At 31.2% G+C, this 17,561-nt stretch carries 21 protein-coding genes and 1 pseudogene; 1 reads left to right on the forward strand and 21 read right to left on the reverse strand.

Annotated features, from left to right (window positions below):
* The 6 genes and pseudogenes from AYC61_RS06285 to AYC61_RS20635 form a co-directional block, all read right to left on the reverse strand.
* The coding region (locus AYC61_RS06285; protein ID WP_476691449.1) for an MBL fold metallo-hydrolase at positions 1–463 on the reverse strand (463 nt) is incomplete at its 3' end.
* A gap of 261 nt (positions 464–724) precedes the next feature.
* Positions 725–1,285 carry a YdcF family protein gene (locus tag AYC61_RS06290; RefSeq protein ID WP_066498300.1) on the reverse strand — a complete coding sequence of 187 codons (561 nt, stop codon included), beginning with the start codon at positions 1,283–1,285 and terminating at the stop codon, positions 725–727.
* Between the two features lie 335 nt (positions 1,286–1,620).
* A complete protein-coding gene (locus AYC61_RS06295) occupies positions 1,621–1,830 on the reverse strand; it encodes a hypothetical protein (protein ID WP_066498302.1) in 210 nt (69 codons plus the stop codon).
* 281 nt (positions 1,831–2,111) lie between these two features.
* Positions 2,112–2,216 (reverse strand): annotated as a pseudogene (locus AYC61_RS20630) (tyrosine-type recombinase/integrase); the annotation flags it as partial.
* An 840-nt stretch (positions 2,217–3,056) separates the two neighbouring features.
* The gene (locus AYC61_RS06300) at positions 3,057–3,605 is read right to left on the reverse strand and encodes a DUF1697 domain-containing protein (protein ID WP_066498303.1); all 549 of its coding nucleotides are present in this window, start codon (positions 3,603–3,605) and stop codon (positions 3,057–3,059) included.
* Between the two features lie 260 nt (positions 3,606–3,865).
* Complete coding sequence (locus AYC61_RS20635) at positions 3,866–4,006, reverse strand: tyrosine-type recombinase/integrase (protein ID WP_082759825.1); 141 nt, start codon at positions 4,004–4,006, stop codon at positions 3,866–3,868.
* A gap of 230 nt (positions 4,007–4,236) precedes the next feature.
* Here AYC61_RS20635 and AYC61_RS06305 point away from each other — a divergent pair, with 230 nt between their 5' ends.
* Entirely contained in the window at positions 4,237–4,431 is a 195-nt protein-coding gene (locus tag AYC61_RS06305) for a hypothetical protein (RefSeq protein WP_066498304.1), read from the forward strand.
* Here AYC61_RS06305 and AYC61_RS06310 read toward each other — a convergent pair.
* From AYC61_RS06310 to cobS, 15 genes are all read right to left on the reverse strand, one after another.
* Positions 4,415–5,329 carry a hypothetical protein gene (locus tag AYC61_RS06310; RefSeq protein WP_066498305.1) on the reverse strand — a complete coding sequence of 305 codons (915 nt, stop codon included), beginning with the start codon at positions 5,327–5,329 and terminating at the stop codon, positions 4,415–4,417. The genes AYC61_RS06305 and AYC61_RS06310 overlap by 17 nt on opposite strands.
* A gap of 11 nt (positions 5,330–5,340) precedes the next feature.
* A complete protein-coding gene (locus AYC61_RS06315; protein ID WP_066498306.1) occupies positions 5,341–6,708 on the reverse strand; it encodes an AAA family ATPase in 1,368 nt (455 codons plus the stop codon).
* A gap of 282 nt (positions 6,709–6,990) precedes the next feature.
* Positions 6,991–7,557: a glycerol-3-phosphate responsive antiterminator gene (locus AYC61_RS06320; RefSeq protein WP_066498307.1), complete on the reverse strand. Its 567-nt coding sequence runs from the start codon at positions 7,555–7,557 to the stop codon at positions 6,991–6,993.
* Between the two features lie 15 nt (positions 7,558–7,572).
* Positions 7,573–8,319, reverse strand: a complete 747-nt coding sequence (locus AYC61_RS06325; RefSeq protein WP_066498312.1) for a cobalt-precorrin-6A reductase — start codon at positions 8,317–8,319, stop codon at positions 7,573–7,575.
* Positions 8,316–9,047: a precorrin-3B C(17)-methyltransferase gene (cobJ, locus tag AYC61_RS06330; protein ID WP_066498316.1), complete on the reverse strand. Its 732-nt coding sequence runs from the start codon at positions 9,045–9,047 to the stop codon at positions 8,316–8,318. Before cobJ ends, AYC61_RS06325 begins: the two co-directional genes overlap by 4 nt.
* A complete protein-coding gene (gene cbiG, locus AYC61_RS06335; protein ID WP_066498318.1) occupies positions 9,040–10,068 on the reverse strand; it encodes a cobalt-precorrin 5A hydrolase in 1,029 nt (342 codons plus the stop codon). The genes cobJ and cbiG overlap by 8 nt, the downstream gene beginning before the upstream one ends.
* Entirely contained in the window at positions 10,068–10,823 is a 756-nt protein-coding gene (gene cobM / locus AYC61_RS06340) for a precorrin-4 C(11)-methyltransferase (RefSeq protein ID WP_066498319.1), read from the reverse strand. The genes cbiG and cobM overlap by 1 nt, the downstream gene beginning before the upstream one ends.
* Entirely contained in the window at positions 10,816–11,529 is a 714-nt protein-coding gene (gene cobI / locus AYC61_RS06345) for a precorrin-2 C(20)-methyltransferase (protein ID WP_066498320.1), read from the reverse strand. The genes cobM and cobI overlap by 8 nt, the downstream gene beginning before the upstream one ends.
* Positions 11,526–12,128: a precorrin-6Y C5,15-methyltransferase (decarboxylating) subunit CbiT gene (gene cbiT, locus AYC61_RS06350; protein WP_066498321.1), complete on the reverse strand. Its 603-nt coding sequence runs from the start codon at positions 12,126–12,128 to the stop codon at positions 11,526–11,528. Before cbiT ends, cobI begins: the two co-directional genes overlap by 4 nt.
* Entirely contained in the window at positions 12,118–12,741 is a 624-nt protein-coding gene (cbiE, locus tag AYC61_RS06355) for a precorrin-6y C5,15-methyltransferase (decarboxylating) subunit CbiE (protein ID WP_066498324.1), read from the reverse strand. The genes cbiT and cbiE overlap by 11 nt, the downstream gene beginning before the upstream one ends.
* Entirely contained in the window at positions 12,734–13,846 is a 1,113-nt protein-coding gene (cbiD, locus tag AYC61_RS06360) for a cobalt-precorrin-5B (C(1))-methyltransferase CbiD (RefSeq protein ID WP_066498326.1), read from the reverse strand. The genes cbiE and cbiD overlap by 8 nt, the downstream gene beginning before the upstream one ends.
* Before the next feature lie 2 nt (positions 13,847–13,848).
* Entirely contained in the window at positions 13,849–14,472 is a 624-nt protein-coding gene (locus AYC61_RS06365) for a precorrin-8X methylmutase (protein WP_202906808.1), read from the reverse strand.
* A gap of 388 nt (positions 14,473–14,860) precedes the next feature.
* Positions 14,861–16,201: a cobyrinic acid a,c-diamide synthase CobB gene (locus AYC61_RS06370; protein WP_066498330.1), complete on the reverse strand. Its 1,341-nt coding sequence runs from the start codon at positions 16,199–16,201 to the stop codon at positions 14,861–14,863.
* Positions 16,194–16,781, reverse strand: a complete 588-nt coding sequence (locus AYC61_RS06375) for a histidine phosphatase family protein (protein WP_066498335.1) — start codon at positions 16,779–16,781, stop codon at positions 16,194–16,196. The genes AYC61_RS06370 and AYC61_RS06375 overlap by 8 nt, the downstream gene beginning before the upstream one ends.
* Before the next feature lie 30 nt (positions 16,782–16,811).
* Positions 16,812–17,558 (reverse strand): adenosylcobinamide-GDP ribazoletransferase, encoded by a 747-nt coding sequence (gene cobS / locus AYC61_RS06380; RefSeq protein WP_066498343.1) that lies wholly within the window; start codon positions 17,556–17,558, stop codon positions 16,812–16,814.
* Positions 17,559–17,561: the final 3 nt, after the last annotated feature.

Consider the following 17,561-nt stretch of genomic DNA (forward strand, 5'->3'; position numbering starts at 1 on the left):
AAATTCCATCTATCTCTTTGTATTCTTCTACTTTATAACGTTTTATCAAGTTTCGCGTATTTTCATAATAATCCAAGTAAGTACCATATTTTGATTTAATTGTATTCAAATCATCCATTACATGAGGCATTGCTAAAACATCGATTGGTTCATTACACTCTCTTCCTTCTGATATATCAAACCAATTTAATCTCAAATGTTCAAATACTCTAAAACCTAATGTATGGTCTGGATCTAAATGACTGTACAACACAGTTTTAATCTCAGTAATGCTACTATGGTTTATTGCATGAACAATATCTTCAGGAGTATCTATCAAAAGACTTATATCGTGTAAAAATAATGAACATCCATATCTCGAATAGGGTTTTCCTTTTTCTCTCGCTTCTTTACAAACACTACAATTACATAAAGGTTTTGGTAATGCTACACAGCCACCACTCCCAATTATCTCAAATTTCATACAAAAACCTCCTTAATATGTCTAGTAATTCCCTTCTTTCTATTTAACCCTATACTAATTCATAAGCAAAAAAGACCCATAAGATTGAATTCTTTTCATATAACGTCCTGCATTTGAGACGTCGTCGAGTTGGTCCCATAAGGAATACTCCTTGGCGGAGCTTCGCTCCCAGTAAGAAGGTGTGGGTGTATAATCCCCAAAAACCTGCCCTAGTAACCCTTTACGCAAAAACTGTGTTAGGCGATGGGCTACCCTACAGTTTCAACTCACCAAATACTTGTAATAAGCAATAAACTCTCTTACTAAAGAATAGATGTCTCTAATTTCAAATATCCTAGCATGTGCAGAATATACCTTGTCAAAACCTACTTTGTTGAAAGCTAGTTTTGTCCTACTAATATGATAGTACTGGGATATTATCATTACGGAATTTAAATTCATTTCTTCCACTATTTCTTTTGAATTCTTTGCTGTCATAAATGTATTACTACCTTTGCTATCTAATATAATTCTATCCTCAGGAATGCCTGCTTGTATCAAATAGTCTTTCATTACTCTGGCTTCATCGAATCCTTCTTTACCTATACCACCACTTACTATAACATATTTAAAATATTTATTCTCATAAAGCTCAATTGCTCTGTCTAATCTTCTTTGAAGTCTCTTTGACGGTTGACCATCAAGTTCTACTTTATTCCCCAAGACTACACCAACGTCCACAAACTCAAGGTCATCATTTAAACCATCAAAAACTATTATGACAATATGAAAACCAAACCATAATAATATAGCTAAAGTTGTATATTGTATAAACTTCCTCAAATTATCTACCACCTTTTATGTACAATTTTCTTGCCATCAAGCGCATGTCGTCTAACTCTTGCATTTACGAACTTTGGTTCGTGAAATCTTCCTGTAGTAGAACTCATCTACTTCATCATTTTATCCAATGGACTTTATATATTTCTAAGACTATTTTATGTAACATGTGTATATATCTCTGTAGTTTTTGGACTTGAATGCACTAGAAGTTCCTATATGTGTCTAAGATCAGTCCCTCCTTCCAGTAAATATGTTTCAAAAATGTCTTTGAGTCCTGTGTATGTCTTATCATCCATGCTTAGACACTATTAATTATCATTATATCGACGCGCATGTCACCCAAAAAGAACCGTCCCCAGTGGGTGTTCAAATATTGAATCATCAATATCTTCATAATTATTAACTATTTGATTACTTAACTTTTTAATCTTCTTATTATATTTTTTATATTGCTCTGTCTCTTTTTTTATTTTGCTTTTTTCAATATCAGATGGGTTTTTATAATTGTGAATACGATTATAACTTTTATACTTTTCATCTGCCATTTGATATCACCCTTTCACTACTAATAGCTTTAAATATTCTCAATAATCCTTGAGCAAGCTAAATACCTATAATGCCCTAGTCTTTCAAACACCCAAAATCTAATCCCTAATCAAATAAAGGATGAAAATTTCACTTAACTCTTGCATTCACGAACCAAAGTTCGTGAATACCACTAATATTAGAAGGATTTACGAATTTTGTTTCGTGAAATCTTCCTGTAGTAGAACCTCACCTACTTAATCATTTTATCCAATAGACTTTGTATATTTCTAAGACTATTTTATGTAACTTGTGTATATATCTCTGTAGTTTTTGGACTTGAATGTCCTAGAAGTTTCTGTATGTATCTAAGATTAGTCTCTCCTTCCAGTAAATGTGTTGCGAAAATGTCTTTAAGTTCTGTATATGACTTATCTTGATGCTTAGACACTATTAATTGTCATTATATCGACGCCTACGTCACCCAAATTGGAACCGTCCCCATTGGGTTTTTTTAATTTGCTCAATCTCACTTTCTATTAAGTCAATGCTATCTAATTCACTCTTAATTATATTTCTATCCATCTATAATCACTGCCTTTGTAAAATTTTTGAAACAGTTTTAAGATTTACTATTCCTTGATATTTTATTTTTCACAATTATCACTTTGCATAACTCCTACAATCCCTAACTAAAATTCGTGATTGTTACTGATATCATACGGATTTACAAAATTTTATTTGTGAAATCTTCCTGTAGTAGAACTCCATAACGTCACTTTTAATTTGAAGTTACAACTTTCTAATGATGCCATATGCTTATCTTCATGCTTAGACACTATTAATTATCATTATATAGACACACGCGTCACCCAAAAAGAACCGTCCCCAGTGGGTGTCGTAGTAGAACTCCTCCTACTTCATCATTTTATCAAATGGTCTTTGGACATTTCTAAGACTATTTTTTGTAACATGTATATATCTCCGTAGTTTTTAGACTTGAATGCCTAGAAGTTCCTGTATATATCTAAGATTAGTCCCTCCTGCCAGTAAATATGTCGTAAAAATGTCTTTAAGTTCTGTGGCTTATCATCATGCTTAAACACTCGCGTCACCCAAAAAGAACCGTCCCCAGTGGGTGTACTTTATTGTTAGGTGTAGGACTAATGTAAACTACTCGACTATCCATCTCCATCATAATTTTATTTTATAATTTTAACAACTTAATTTTATACTCATAATAGATTCACTCATTTGATAGTAAAAGCAATTTTTTTGTAGTGCTGGCATTCCTAATTGTTACGTTATTGTTCACTGAAGAACTTGCGATTTTATACCATCTCGTTTTTGATAATGTTACTCTTGGTGCAGACCAGAAAATAATATTTTTATAGTAATCAACCTGTTCATATTCTGGTTTAGCATCTCCAACTGCCTTATATACTTCTTTAACAGTAATGGGTGAAATAAGGAATATAGCCTGATGTATTACTTCTTTATCCGACTTTATATCCCACCATTTTGGTGCGTTATTCAAGGCTTCCGATAATTCTTTTAGTGATATGATTGCCACAGGAACACTTATCATAAATCTTTCTTCAATGATTGCTTTACACCGATTGATTATTTTGTCTTTATCACTAATATCACTGGAAAAAAGAACATTCCCACTATTGATATAGGTGCTAACATCTAAAAAACCTACATCTTCAAATGCAATTTTTAATAAGGGCATTGATACTTTATTTTTTCCGCTAATATTTATGCCACGTAAAAGAGCAATATATTTTTCCAATCCAAAACACCTCCGTCAAATATAATCTTGATTAACTTCATATATTTTTCAAATACTCAAAATAATTAATTAAAATACCATACAGCTACACTCTCAAATTACATTAATCTTTCACCTAACTCTTGCATTCACGAACCAAAATTCGTGAATACCACTAATATTAGAAGGATTTACGAACTTTGGTTCGTGAAATCTTCCTGTAGTAGAACTCTCCTACTTAATCATTTATCCAATGGACTTTATATATTTCTAAGACTATTTTATGTAACATGTGTATATATCTCTGTAGTTTTTGGACTTGAATGCACTTGAAGTTCCTGTATGTGTCTAAGATCAGTCCCTCCTTCCAGTAAATATGTTTCAAAAATGTCTTTGAGTCCTGTGTATGTCTTATCATCCATGCTTAGACACTATTAATTATCATTATATCGACACGCATGTCACCCAAAAAGAACCATCCCCAGTGGGTGTATTGCTAATTTTTGTATTCTTAGGTTGATGTCATTGCCCCAGTGGGTGTATTGTCCCATTGGGTGTAATCAAATTGTTTAATACTTCATATAATAAACTATGTAAATCAAACTGACTAAAGCAGATACTATATGTTAATAATAATTATTGAGGTGTAGCTATGAAATCAAAATTAGATTTAGGTTCAAAAGTTTATATAGAAGGACTTTTACCATTTGAATATCAAAACTTGGTAGATTATAATAAACTTTATACTGTTATTGGTATTAACTATTATATTCCTTATCAAATTACAATTAGCATTAAAGATAATCCAATATCAGTTACATTAAATAATATTAGGCTAAAAGTCTAAGTCTATCTTTTATGTAAGATACCTCCTCTTCATCATAGCTTGTCAATAATAACTTTAGAATTTGACCTAGCTGGAAATTACTTTTCGGTTTGTATAGACATTTATTAAATTTTCCAACTCTACAATATTGACACTGTTCTATATTATTATTTTTACAAGCAATATGTAAAGTTTTAATATTTTTAAATGTACTTTTTGCATATACATGTAAATACCATTTCCCTTTAGCAATGTATTTGATATCGCCAATTAAAATATTCCTTTCATTGGCGAATATTTCTAAGTTTTTTTTCTTTTTATAAAGCTCTGATAATAATTTATCTTTATTTTCACCAAATAACTTACCTGCTTTATCTTTATATCTAACAAGATTATTATATCCATCATCAACTGCAAATTTTAATGCTTCAAGACTTATATAATATAATTCTTGAAAATCACTAAATAAATCTTTTTCAACATACCTTAATACTTCTTCATTTATCATACTCTGGCTTACACCTGTTATATATTGAATAATATTATATAAGGCTTTTCTATTCGCCATGTGACTCTCATATGAATAATATTTTAATATAAACAAACACTCTATATTTGGTATTGAGTTTTTAAAATATCTACTATCTCTATCAACTATACCTAACAAATATTTTTTATAATAATTCTTCAGTACTATTACTGATTGCATGCTTTTAATTGCTTTTATAACATTTTCACAACCTTCAGAGTAGTCTTTAATATTTTCTATAGCAATTACTAGTATTTCTTTACTTATAGAATTTGCTAAATTCTCATAGAATTGGATATCATCCTGACCCTCTACAATAACTAATGGTGTTTCTGTCATTAATGCTTCATTAAAAAGCTCTTCAATTAATTGCTCCATATCTTCATGCATAAGTTATCCTCCTAACTTAATTTAACTAAATAATTCGTATTTCGTCTAGAAATTGCTGGACTATGTGAGGCTACAATAATCTGAGATGCTGGAGCAACAATTTGAAGAATTTCTAAAATTTCTCTTTGCCATTTTAAGTTCAATGAAAGTTCTGGCTCATCAATCATAATTAAGTCCCTTTGGTTTGCATCTATCAAAAATATGGTAAGAAATGATAGCAAGTGTCGTTCTCCACTTGATAAGCCACTTAATCCATGGTTATTCTCTTCATCCTTAAATTTTATATATACGCCATCCTTGTCAACAACAAGCTTCTTATTTGAGCTTATTTGACGATTAAATATCATTTCTAATAGATTGATTGATTCTAAAATACTCTCTTCTTCCTTTAATTCTTCAATCATCTTAACTAGTAAATTTAACAATAAATCATTTTTTTTACACTCACCTAAAATTTTTTTAATGTTCTTTTTCTCCATTATTTTAATTATATTTTTCTGTAAAGTATTATCAGGGCTATTACGTAAAGCCTCAAGCAATTTATCTCTATTCTCTATTAAAGTTGTCTCAAATCCTTCTGGAATTTGGTGTATTTTTTTACCATTATCTAGCTCATCCGAATATATTGCATCTGATAACGTTTCAAATAATGCATTATTCACTCTTTCAGTCTTTTTGAGATTAGCTAATTTGAATCTATTAAAAATTAATTCTTCAACTGTTTCCATATCGATTTTATCGAGTATACAATTTTTGGTATCCAAATTATAAGTTTTTCTTCTTTGTATATTACGGTTTCTTTTTATTCGATATCTATTTAAGTAATCTGTTAAATCTTCTGCTAACGATATTCCCGCGTTTCTACTTAATCCATATTTAATACCACGACTTTTTATGAAATCTTCGATTTGATCTATAGGAATATTAACTGGTGTGCTAATACCTCTATTTACTCCAAAAAGAATAGATGATACATCTCCAAGATTACTTTCATCAAATTGATTCCAATCATATTTATCCTCTGTTTCGTGATTTGATAATATGTATTGAATTATTTGTTCTTTATTCTTATTTGGAAAATCAGACACTAGAATTTCACCTAACTCATCGCTATAATTCGATTCAACATTTTTCCTTTTTATAGAAATACTCTTCTTCCTTGATCTATTCTCCTTATAAGTAATTTCAATTATATTAATATTTTCTTTCAATAACGTACTTTCATCTTTTATTAATATTGCATTAATAACTTTTAATAAAGATGTCTTTCCGCTTCCATTAACACCATAAATTACAGATACAGATTCTTCTGGAAAAGATAAATTAACTATCCTCTTTTTATCTTTAAAACCATATAACTTTATATTTGTAATTCTCATACTTATACCTCCTAAATATATGTTTTATTTAAAAAAGCTATGTTAAACTATACCGTTTTTCTAAAAAATATTATTTTTCTGTTGCCTAACTCCTACATTCACGAACCATCCTAACCCAACCCCCAACACCATTATACTCTTATTTACCATAACAGTAAACCATTAACTAAACCCCCTTCTTTTTCTGCACAAAAAAATTGCAGTAATCAAACTACTGCAAAGGTTAAGTAATATATTAAAATGAGGATAAACTTTAATTTCGTTTTTATTTGATTCCTTTCATTACATGTACCATATATCGTTTTGACTTGTTGAAATCCCTATGGCACCTGCTTTTAAGCTTTGTATTACGTCTTCTTTGTCTATTATTAGTCCTCCTGTTATGATTGGTACTTTTGCTTGACTGCTTAGTATTTTTGTTACTTTTGGCATTATACCGGGCATAATTTCTACTGCATTTGGTTTTGTGTTTGTTATTAATTTTATACCTGTTTCTAATGAAAGAGAATCTAACATGAATAATCTTTGTATTGTAAATAAACCTAGCTCTTTTGCGGGTTTAATCAAATTGCTTTTTGTTGTTATTATACCATCTGGTTTTATGTTTTCACTTATATATCTTAATGCAACTATGTCTCTCGAAAATCCGTCTAGTAAATCAATGTGTATATATACACTTTTATCATGCTTCTTGCATTTTTCTACTAAGTTTTTTAGATTGAAAATACTACCAGTTAGTAAAAATATTATTTCGCATGGTGAAACTAATGCTTCTTCCAGTTTTTCTATGCTGCCTGCCGCAGCTATGACAGGATTAATCTCTACTTTTTCATAAAAACTATTTGCCATACAACATCTCCTAAACTATTTTAATCTATGTATTATTGAATCGAAATCATAATATTTAATGCCATAATCAATTTGAGGTCTTTTTATTACTAATGTTGTTATATTGCATTCTTTAGCAGCTTCCAGTTTTTCCTTCGTCCCGCCAATATTTCCGCTATCTTTGGTAACCATATATTTTATATCATATTGATTAAATAAAGCTTTGTTAAGCTCTTTTGAAAATGGACCCTGCATTGCTATTATGTTTTTAGGTCTTAATCCAATGTCTTCACACATTTGTATTACTTTTTGCGTTGGTAATACCCTTACAAATAGTTTATCAGTTTTTATAAGAGATGTAAATACTTTTAAATTATTACTTCCAATAGTTAGCATAATATTTCCTGTTTTGTCCTTCAACCAAACTGCAGCTTCTTCAAAGTTGTTAAACATGAGCTTTTCTTCTATATCAATATCAGTTGATTTTCTTTCAAATCTTATATATTCTATATTCAGCTGTTTACAAGCTGATATTGCATTTTTTGAAACATTTTCAGCATACGGATGAGTTGCATCTACTACATGTGAAATATTATATTCTGTTATAACATCTTTCATATCATCACTGTTTAATTTATTAGCTACTACCTTCAAATTTTCATGCCTGTTAACTAAAGTTTTCCCATACTGAGTTGCTGTATATGCCAGAACTTTAAAGCCTTGTTTTAACAATATGTTTATTAGCTCTCTCCCATCTTTTGTTCCTGACAAAACTAAAATCACACTTTATACCCCCTTGGGGTTATTATTTTGTTATTCTTTATATATGAGCTCTTATTACCTATTATAACCATTGTAAACATGTTTATTTCTTTATTTAGCATTTCATCTAATGTTGTTATATCCACCTGCTGACCGTCTCTTTTTGCATTTCTAACTATTCCTACTGGTGTTGTACCTTCTTTATATTGTAATAGTATTCTCCTTGCTTCTTCTATATGCTTTGGTCTGCCTTTACTTTTTGGATTGTATAAGCATACAACAAAGTCTCCTTCACCTGCACAATGTAATCTTTTCTTTATAAGCCCCCAGTCTGTTAACAAATCACTGAGGCTAATCACCACAAAATCATGCATCAATGGTGCTCCTAAGCACGCTGCGGCTGCATTCGCGGCAGTTACTCCCGGTATAACCTCGACTTCAATATCTTCTCCTGATTTTTCTACTACTTCTAATACAGCTCCAGCCATGCCGTATACTCCTGAATCTCCGCTACTTATTAGAGCTACTGTTTTTCCCTGCAAAGCACACGTCACTGCGATTGTACATCTATCAATTTCTTTTCTCATTCCTGAAGATATTACTTCTTTATCCTCTATTAAACTTTGTACTAAATCTACATAAGTTTTATAACCTACTATTGTATCACTATCAGCTATTGCTGAAATAGCTTCTTGTGTCATGCATTCGATATTACCCGGTCCTAATCCTACTACGTATATTTTACTCATAATCTTCCTCCCACACTGACAATGTTACTCCACTTAATTTTGTTTTTTTTAATAAACATTTACCTTGTTTTGATGCTATATAACCACACGGTTCACATACAGCTCCTACACCAATTGTCTTCTTTACAAAATCAGAGCTTTCAAATTTATGTTCTATTTTCGCTATCTCACTTCTATTGATTATATCTAATTTAGCTTTAAAATGCTTTGCTATGTCTAATATACCAATTTCATCTTTTTTAACATCTACTGTCGATATAGTATTTATAGCACTTAGATGTATTTGTAACTCTTTAAATGATTTTTGTATAAGCTCGAAGATTTTTTCTTTAGTCGTGCCTCTTCTACATCCAATTCCTAAAACTATATTTCTAGGTACTATCTGTGATACTGGTTTTATAAATTTCATGTTTGTTTTATTTCCTATATAAATTATACCTTTTTTAGATTCTTGTTTATCAATTGTTATTAATTCTATATTTTTAGGTAAATCAAAGGCTATAGGAATTTCAGATATAATTCCTACCTCTTCACCATTGACTATCATAGCTGTTATATCTTTTGCACTATTCATATTTAATATGTGACAATTTAGCTTCATTGCTAATGTATCTACAGCTATGCTGTTGTTTACATCAGAAGCCGTTGTTATAACGGGTACAGCACCTATATCAGAGGCAAGTTTTTTAGCCATATCATTAGCTCCTCCTAAATGACCTGATAACAAGCTTATGACAAAAGCTCCTTTTTCATCCAAAACTAAAACTGCTGGATCAACGCTTTTATGAACTATATGATCAGCTATCATCCTAACAACTATACCTGTTGCCATTACAAAGACTATGACATCATATTCTTTAATTAATACTCCAACAAATTCTTTTAGACTTCCTTTTATTACTCCTATATCTTCTTCCTTGAATTTATCTAATACATATAAATCTATCTGATTATTTGTTTCCTTTATCTTTTTCAGTAAGCTGACAGCACCTTTTGTAAGTCCAATGCCTGCCCACTTCATTATTTACCCTTCCTGTACTCATGAGTAAAGCTTTTATCATATAGCTTTGAAAGCGAATACTCATCACCTAGAAAATCACCAACAAGTATCTGTGCGGTTTTTGTTATACCTGCCTCTTTGACTTTTTGTGCTATATCTTTTAATGTTCCTAATACTATTTTTTGATCTTCCCATGTAGCTCTCTGTATAACTGCGATTGGCGTATTTATTTTGTAATGCTTTGAAAGCTTATGAACTACATTACCTATCATTTGTACAGATAAAAAGATTGCCATAGATGCTTTATGGGACGCTAAAGCTTCTAGATCTTCTTTTTCTGGTACTGGTGTTCTACCGCTTAAACGAGTACATATTACTGTTTGTGATACATCAGGCAAAGTAAATTCTTTTTTTAGTGCAGCTGCTGAAGCTGTAAATGAGCTAACTCCTGGTACTACTTCACACTCTATATCATTTTTGTTTAATATATCTATTTGTTCTCTTATAGCTCCATAGATACTAGGGTCTCCTGTATGAACTCTCGCTACAAGCTTATTGTTTTTAACTCCCTCTATAATAACTTCTATAACTTCTTCAAGTGTCATGCCTGCACTGTTATATAACTCGCTGTCAGCTTTTCTGCATTCTATTATCTGTGGATTTACTAATGACCCTGCATATATTACTATATCTGCTTTTTCTACAAGTTTTCTACCTTTAACAGTTATCAAATCTGGATCTCCTGGTCCTGCTCCTATAAAATATACTTTATTCATGTAAAATCCCTCTCTTCTTTATTATTACAGTTGATAGATATGGTAAATCATCTTTTTTTAAATCCTCTATGTCATATGAGATATTTTCTTCATCCATCCCGCACTTTGATATTAGTAAGAAGTTTTTAGTTAAGCCTCTTTCTTCAAGCTTCTGTGCAAGTAACTTGTTATCATGTGATGGTTTCATTACAATTATGTTATCAAATTTGTCTAATATATCATCTAAATCTTCACAATTTCTTCTTAATGGAACTATTGCAAGTTTTTCATCTCCAGCTACTAATGGAATGTTTGTCCGTGCTGCTAACATACTAAATGAATTCACTCCACATATTGTTTCAGCTTTTATATTCAACTTATATAGATGTGGTAATAGATACATATACGTGCTGTAAAGCATAGGATCACCTAATGTTAGGAAAACTACATTGTTCCCATCATCCACTTCTTTACTAATTATTTGAGCATTCTCAAACCATTTTTTATCAAGCTCATCTTGATTATATGTCATTGGAAACAACAGGTTTAAGAACTCTATATCTTCACTAAGATAATTCTTAGCTATTTCAAATGCAACACTTTTCTTGTTATTTTTAGTTATAGGACTTACTACAATATCAGCTTTCTTTAGTATTTTTACTGCTTTAATTGTAAGTAACTCTGGATCTCCCGGTCCAACACCTACACCATAAAACTTTCCTGTCATTTTCTCACTCCTTTAGCTGCTGATATTATATAAATTGGGTTTTGCCCTATCATCATAGTGAGGTTGCTTAGGCTTTTACCTCTAGCTATCCCTATTTGAGTAATATCTATATCTTCATATCCTTTTTCTTTAAGCTTTTGTATTAATAGATATGTATTTTCTATTGTTACTGTATTCGCTACTATTCTGCCTTGTGGTTTTAGATGTAAATCAAGCCAATTAAATATTTCATCTATCTTGCCTCCCGAACCACCTATAATAGCTTTATCAACCATTAATTTTTGATTTATACAATTAGGTGCTTCACCCTTTATGGTTACTATATTTGATAAACCAAAATGTTCTATGTTTTTTTTAATTAAGCTTACTGCTTCTTCTTTTCTTTCAACTGCATATACTACTCCGTTTTTTGCAGCCAATCCTGCTTCTATAGATAGTGAACCTGTTCCTGCTCCAATATCTATGACTGTATCAGCGGAATTAATTCTTAATTTTCCTAAAGTAACTACTCTTACTTCTTGCTTTGTCATAGGAACTTTTGCTCTGATAAACATTTCATCAGGTATTCCCAGTGTTGAATAGTTCCAATTACTTTTCATCTGTTATCACCACCACACACATATTAAATGGTTTAGCATTAATTATCACTTGTAATGAACCTTTTGTTATTCTCTCATCATCATATGATAAATTTTCTCCTACATACATTATTTTATTTTCATAGCCTTCTTCTAAAAGCTTTTTAGCAATATTTTGAGGCTTCCATTTGTTATCTGTTAGTATTCCAACTTTATTGTATTGCTGTAAGACATTTTTCAAATCAATCTCTCTACCGTGCAAGCTTGTCAAACATGCATCTTCCCAGCTTTCGTTTATTCTTGAAAACATGTACTGTATTGAGCTAAGACCTGGTATTACTTCTATCTGTTCATCTGGATAGTTTCTTTTTATATATCTAAGCATACTGTAAAAGCCTGTGTCACCAGAAACTACTACTCCAATATCACTATTCTTTAAATTTTCTTTTATAAAGCTGTTCATATTTTCTAAATTGCCTTTAATTTCATATACTGCTTTATCACTTGTATCTAAGCTGAATAAATTTCTTTTACCGCCTACTAAAACATTTAGTGCTTCTATTTCTTTCTTAGCCTTTGGTAAAACATAATCAGGATGTCCCGGTCCTAAACCTATTACTTTGATTTTATTCATCTTTAAAATCCTCCAACAGTTTTTTACCTTTCTTACATATCCCTAATTGTCCTTTATTTTGTGAGAATATTAAACAACCAATCTCTATTTCATCATAAACTCTAGTTTTACATCTATCACTTATTTTTTGTGCAATTATATCAAAAACTGCTTCAAAATTATACTCATATATATACTCTACTGCTTCTTCAGTAGTAATGCTGTTCATTATCTTCTCTATTAATGATTTTGGAGCACCAAGCATAGCACAATTTGCCGCTAATATTTCCATCCGTCCATCTGCAACTGAGCTGTGTGTATGAAAAATGCCACCCGCAACTTTTATGAATTTACCTATATGTCCTACAATAAAAATCTTCTTTATACCAACTTCTAAAGCTTTATCTAACATAAAACCAATAAAATTGCTTGTTTTAACTATTCTATCTGCCTTTATTCCATTATTTTTCACAAAATCTTGTCCATAGTTACCGCTACAAAAGATTATTTCATCACAATTGTTCTCTTTCATTATAGGTAGCTCTAATGCTAATGAATCCTTGAGCGCTTCTTCTGACATTGGTTCAACTATTCCTGAAGTACCTATGATAGAGATTCCTCCTATTATACCTAACTTAGGATTAAAGGTTTTTTTTGCTATTTCTTCTCCTTTGGGTACTGATATCTCTATCTTCACACCTTTATTTTCAGGCAGTACCTTTGATACCTCTGTTTTTATCATCTCCATTGGCACAGGATTAATTGCAGGGTTTCCTACTTCTACTGACAATCCCTTTTTGGTCACTACGCCTACACCCTTGCCTCCAGTTATTACTATATTGCTTTCTATAGCTTGAACTTTAGCATAAATTTTTATCCCATTTGTGATATCAGGGTCATCTCCACTATCTTTTGTTATAGCACAGCTTACTACAGTTTTTGTCAGCTTTACATCTTCAACTTCAAGGTTTAATTTCCACCCTTTAGGTGTATCAATATCTATATGCTTAATTTCTTTTCCTGCAAAAAGCATTTTCACCGCTGCTTTGGCTGTTGCTGCTGCACATGAACCAGTAGTAAATCCATATCTCAGTTTTTTTCCCTTTTTCACTATATATTTATCCATCTTTATTCATCCATTTGATATAATATCGCATTTATTATAGTTGCAGCTACTGGACTTCCACCCTTTCTGCCTCTTGTGATAATATATGGCACACCTAATTCTTTTACTAATTCCTTTGATTCTGCCGCTCCAACAAATCCTACTGGAACACCTATTATGGCATTAGGTTTTGCATAGCCTTCATCTATAAGTTTTTTTAATGCAAAAATAGCTGTAGGTGCATTTCCTATTGCAAATATTTTTACATTTTCATCCTTACATGCTTTTTTGATACTTACCATTGATCTGGTAACACCCAACTCTTTAGCTTCCTTTACAACATCTTCATCATGAACGAAGTTACAAACCTCTACGCCATATTTTGCGAGTCTTCTTTTATTTATTCCTGACATAACCATTTGTGTATCACCATATATTTTACAACCGCTTTTTATCGCATTTATAATGTTTTTTACTACATCAGGATGTATTTCTATAATTTCTGCATATTCAAAATCAGCTGTTGTATGTATAACTCTCTTAATTATTGCATCTACAAACCTATCGTCATACGTCTTTCCCAATTCCTCTGTAATAATCTCAAAGCTTCTCTTTTCAATATCTTGAGGTTTTTTTATAAAATCCAATATTATCATCTCCTTTATTTCAATCCTTATTTCTTATGCTTAACTCAATAATACCAAATATCAAATTCAAATGTTGCATCTTCAGTTTTTACAATAAAAGACCCAAAAAAATAGCTACAATATATAACCAGTATAGTTACTAGGAGACATGCAGGGTTTCTTTCTAAGGAACATTGGTGCGCAAGTTCTTTCCTTTCACTTCTAATCAGAAAGAACTTGTACACCACCGTGACGAGAAAGATTCCTGCATGGCTCCCTCAAGTATAGCAAAGAACTAAAACAAATTCATTAAATTCGTTATTCTCCCACATATATTTACTATAATAGAATCATAAACCTTACTAACTTGAGTTTAAAATCTTTGAAGCGTTTATGTAACATCATTGTATTATTTAATTCGTTTCAACATATATTCCAGCAACTCAGGATTGCTGTAAAAATGTATATGTGCATATCCTGCAAGTGTATTGTTTTTTAGAAAACCACATTTCCATTGTTTATTTATAACACCATTTCTTATCTTGTAGACATCGTAGGCAGTAGTAATATCACTATCTGCTATAACCTTCGAACGATGAAATTCATGTGCTTTTGTCCTCATTTTAAATACATCAACTTCTACATATCCAAATCTTTGCAGTCTCCCTGTCATTTCTGACCTAGCATCAAAGTAACCTGTCATTTCAAAAACTTCGTCATCTAACGTTTTTATTTCTTTTGTCAGATACATCAAACCACCACATTCTGCATATGCTAGCATGCCATTGTCCAAGGCTTTTTTAAGATTACTTCTAAATTTAGTGTTATCACTCAATTCTTTTGCAAATACTTCTGGAAAACCGCCTCCTATGTATAAGCCATCTACATCTTGTGGTATATCATCATCATTTATAGGGCTAAATGGTATCAACTCTATACCCATCTCTTTCAAAAGCTTTAGATTGTCATCATAATAGAAGCTAAATGCTTTATCACATGCATATCCTATTTTTATACCTTTCATTTTACCTTTTAACTTTTCACATGGATTTTTAGCACTTTCCATTACTTCTGCGGAGCTTGCTATAGCTTCTAATGCATCTATGTCAACATACTTTTCAATTAAGTCTGCTAATTCATCCACTTTTTTTCTCAACTCTGCAACCTCTTGTGCAGGTATTAGTCCAAGATGTCTGCTTTCTAATGAAATACCTAATTTATTTGGTAGATAACCTAAACATGGTATTCCTAAATCACTTTCTATGCAGTTTTTTAACAAATCATAATGTGCCTTACCTGATAATCTGTTTATGATTATTCCTTTTATATCAACAGCTTCATCATATTTTTTATATCCTAAGACCATAGCAGATATACTTGATGACATTCCTCTGCCATCTACTACTAATATAACTGGAGCTTTTAATAGTTTTGATACATGTGCTGAACTGCCATTATCTTTTTTTATTCCAAATCCATCATATAAACCCATAACTCCTTCAATTACTGATATTTCCTTTGAATTCCTTTGAAACAAATACTTTAAGCTGTTTTCATCAAGCATCCAGCTATCTAAATTATGTGAAGGATTACCTGTAACAAATTCATGAAATTGTGGATCTATATAATCTGGTCCAACTTTAAATGGCGAAACTTTTCTTCCTCTTTTATTTAAAGCAGCCATGATACCTAAGCTAACAGTAGTCTTACCTGTACCGCTTGCTGTACCTGCAATCATTATCCTATTCATTAAACTCACCCTTTGTCATACTCAGCATTATACCGTAGCCATTATTATACTCAAGCTCTATTACTGCTCCTAAACCTATCTTAAAATGCCATCTTTTATCTATATCTAAATCTAGTAAATATGTCAGCAAACAGTGTATAATACCACCATGTGTTATTATCAAATACGTACCATTATCATCTAATGATTTAATAAAATCCTTTACTCTTTCTTGCACCTGTATCAAGCTTTCACCTTTAGGAAGCTTATAATTAATATAGTCTTTTGTCCACTCATTCCAAACAGCTTTATGTTTATTTTGTGCTTCTTTAAAATTTAGTCCCTCGAATACACCAAAATTCATTTCTTTTAACCTGCCGTCTTCTATTATAGGTATTTTACGATTAATTCTCTGCCCAATAATCCTTGCTCTTGGCATAGGACTAGTATAAATACTATCAAAGTCTAATTCATCTAATTTACTGACTAAAGCTTCTAATTGCTTCATTCCTTTTTCGGTTATCTCAGATTTAATATGACCAATATATCTTTGTTCAAAATTAGCAACTGTCTCAACATGCCTAACTAATATCAATTTCATTTTATTCACCTCAGTTTGATTTTGCTTTTTTTAAGCAGGTAAAGCTTTTGTCAGTGTGATGACTACATACGAAATCAATAAAAATATGCTTTGCATAAACTCTACTGTGAATCCTATTGTATCTCCGGTCATTCCACCTATTCTATTTGTAAAATACTTCACTAAACCAATAGTTAGCAATATAATCCATAATAATATTGCTAATGCTTCTACCCCTACACACAAATATGAAGCTACAGCTGTTATCATTATCGCTAAAACTGCCTCTTTTGTACCGCACGTTTCTATTATTCCTTTACCCATTCCATTTTCTGGTCTGGCATATACACTTATTGAAGCTGCAAAAACTGCACAACATCTTCCGACTATTGGCGTTAATATTATGTATCCTATTTCAACATAGCTGGTTAATACTATATTTAAAGCATATACAAGAAAAATAGCTAATACTCCAAATGTACCTACTCTACTGTCCTTCATTATTTCTAAAGCTCTTTCTTTACCTCTATTACTAAAAACTCCATCAATTGAATCTGCTAATCCATCTATATGAAGTCCACCTGTTATCCAAATATAACAAACCCATATAAATACGCTCACTACTGGTTTGTCAAAACACCTAGATGACAATGCTACTAAATACATAAATCCACCTATTATTAGACCTACTAATGGCATCATGAAAATAGCATTTAGAAAATCCTCGCTTTTATACTTGAAGTTTATCTTTATTGGTATCCTTGTTAAAAAAGTTATCATTAATAAAAAGCCTTTCATATT

Origin of the sequence: Abyssisolibacter fermentans, assembly GCF_001559865.1 — a bacterium.
GTDB classification, from domain to species: domain Bacteria; phylum Bacillota; class Clostridia; order Tissierellales; family MCWD3; genus Abyssisolibacter; species Abyssisolibacter fermentans.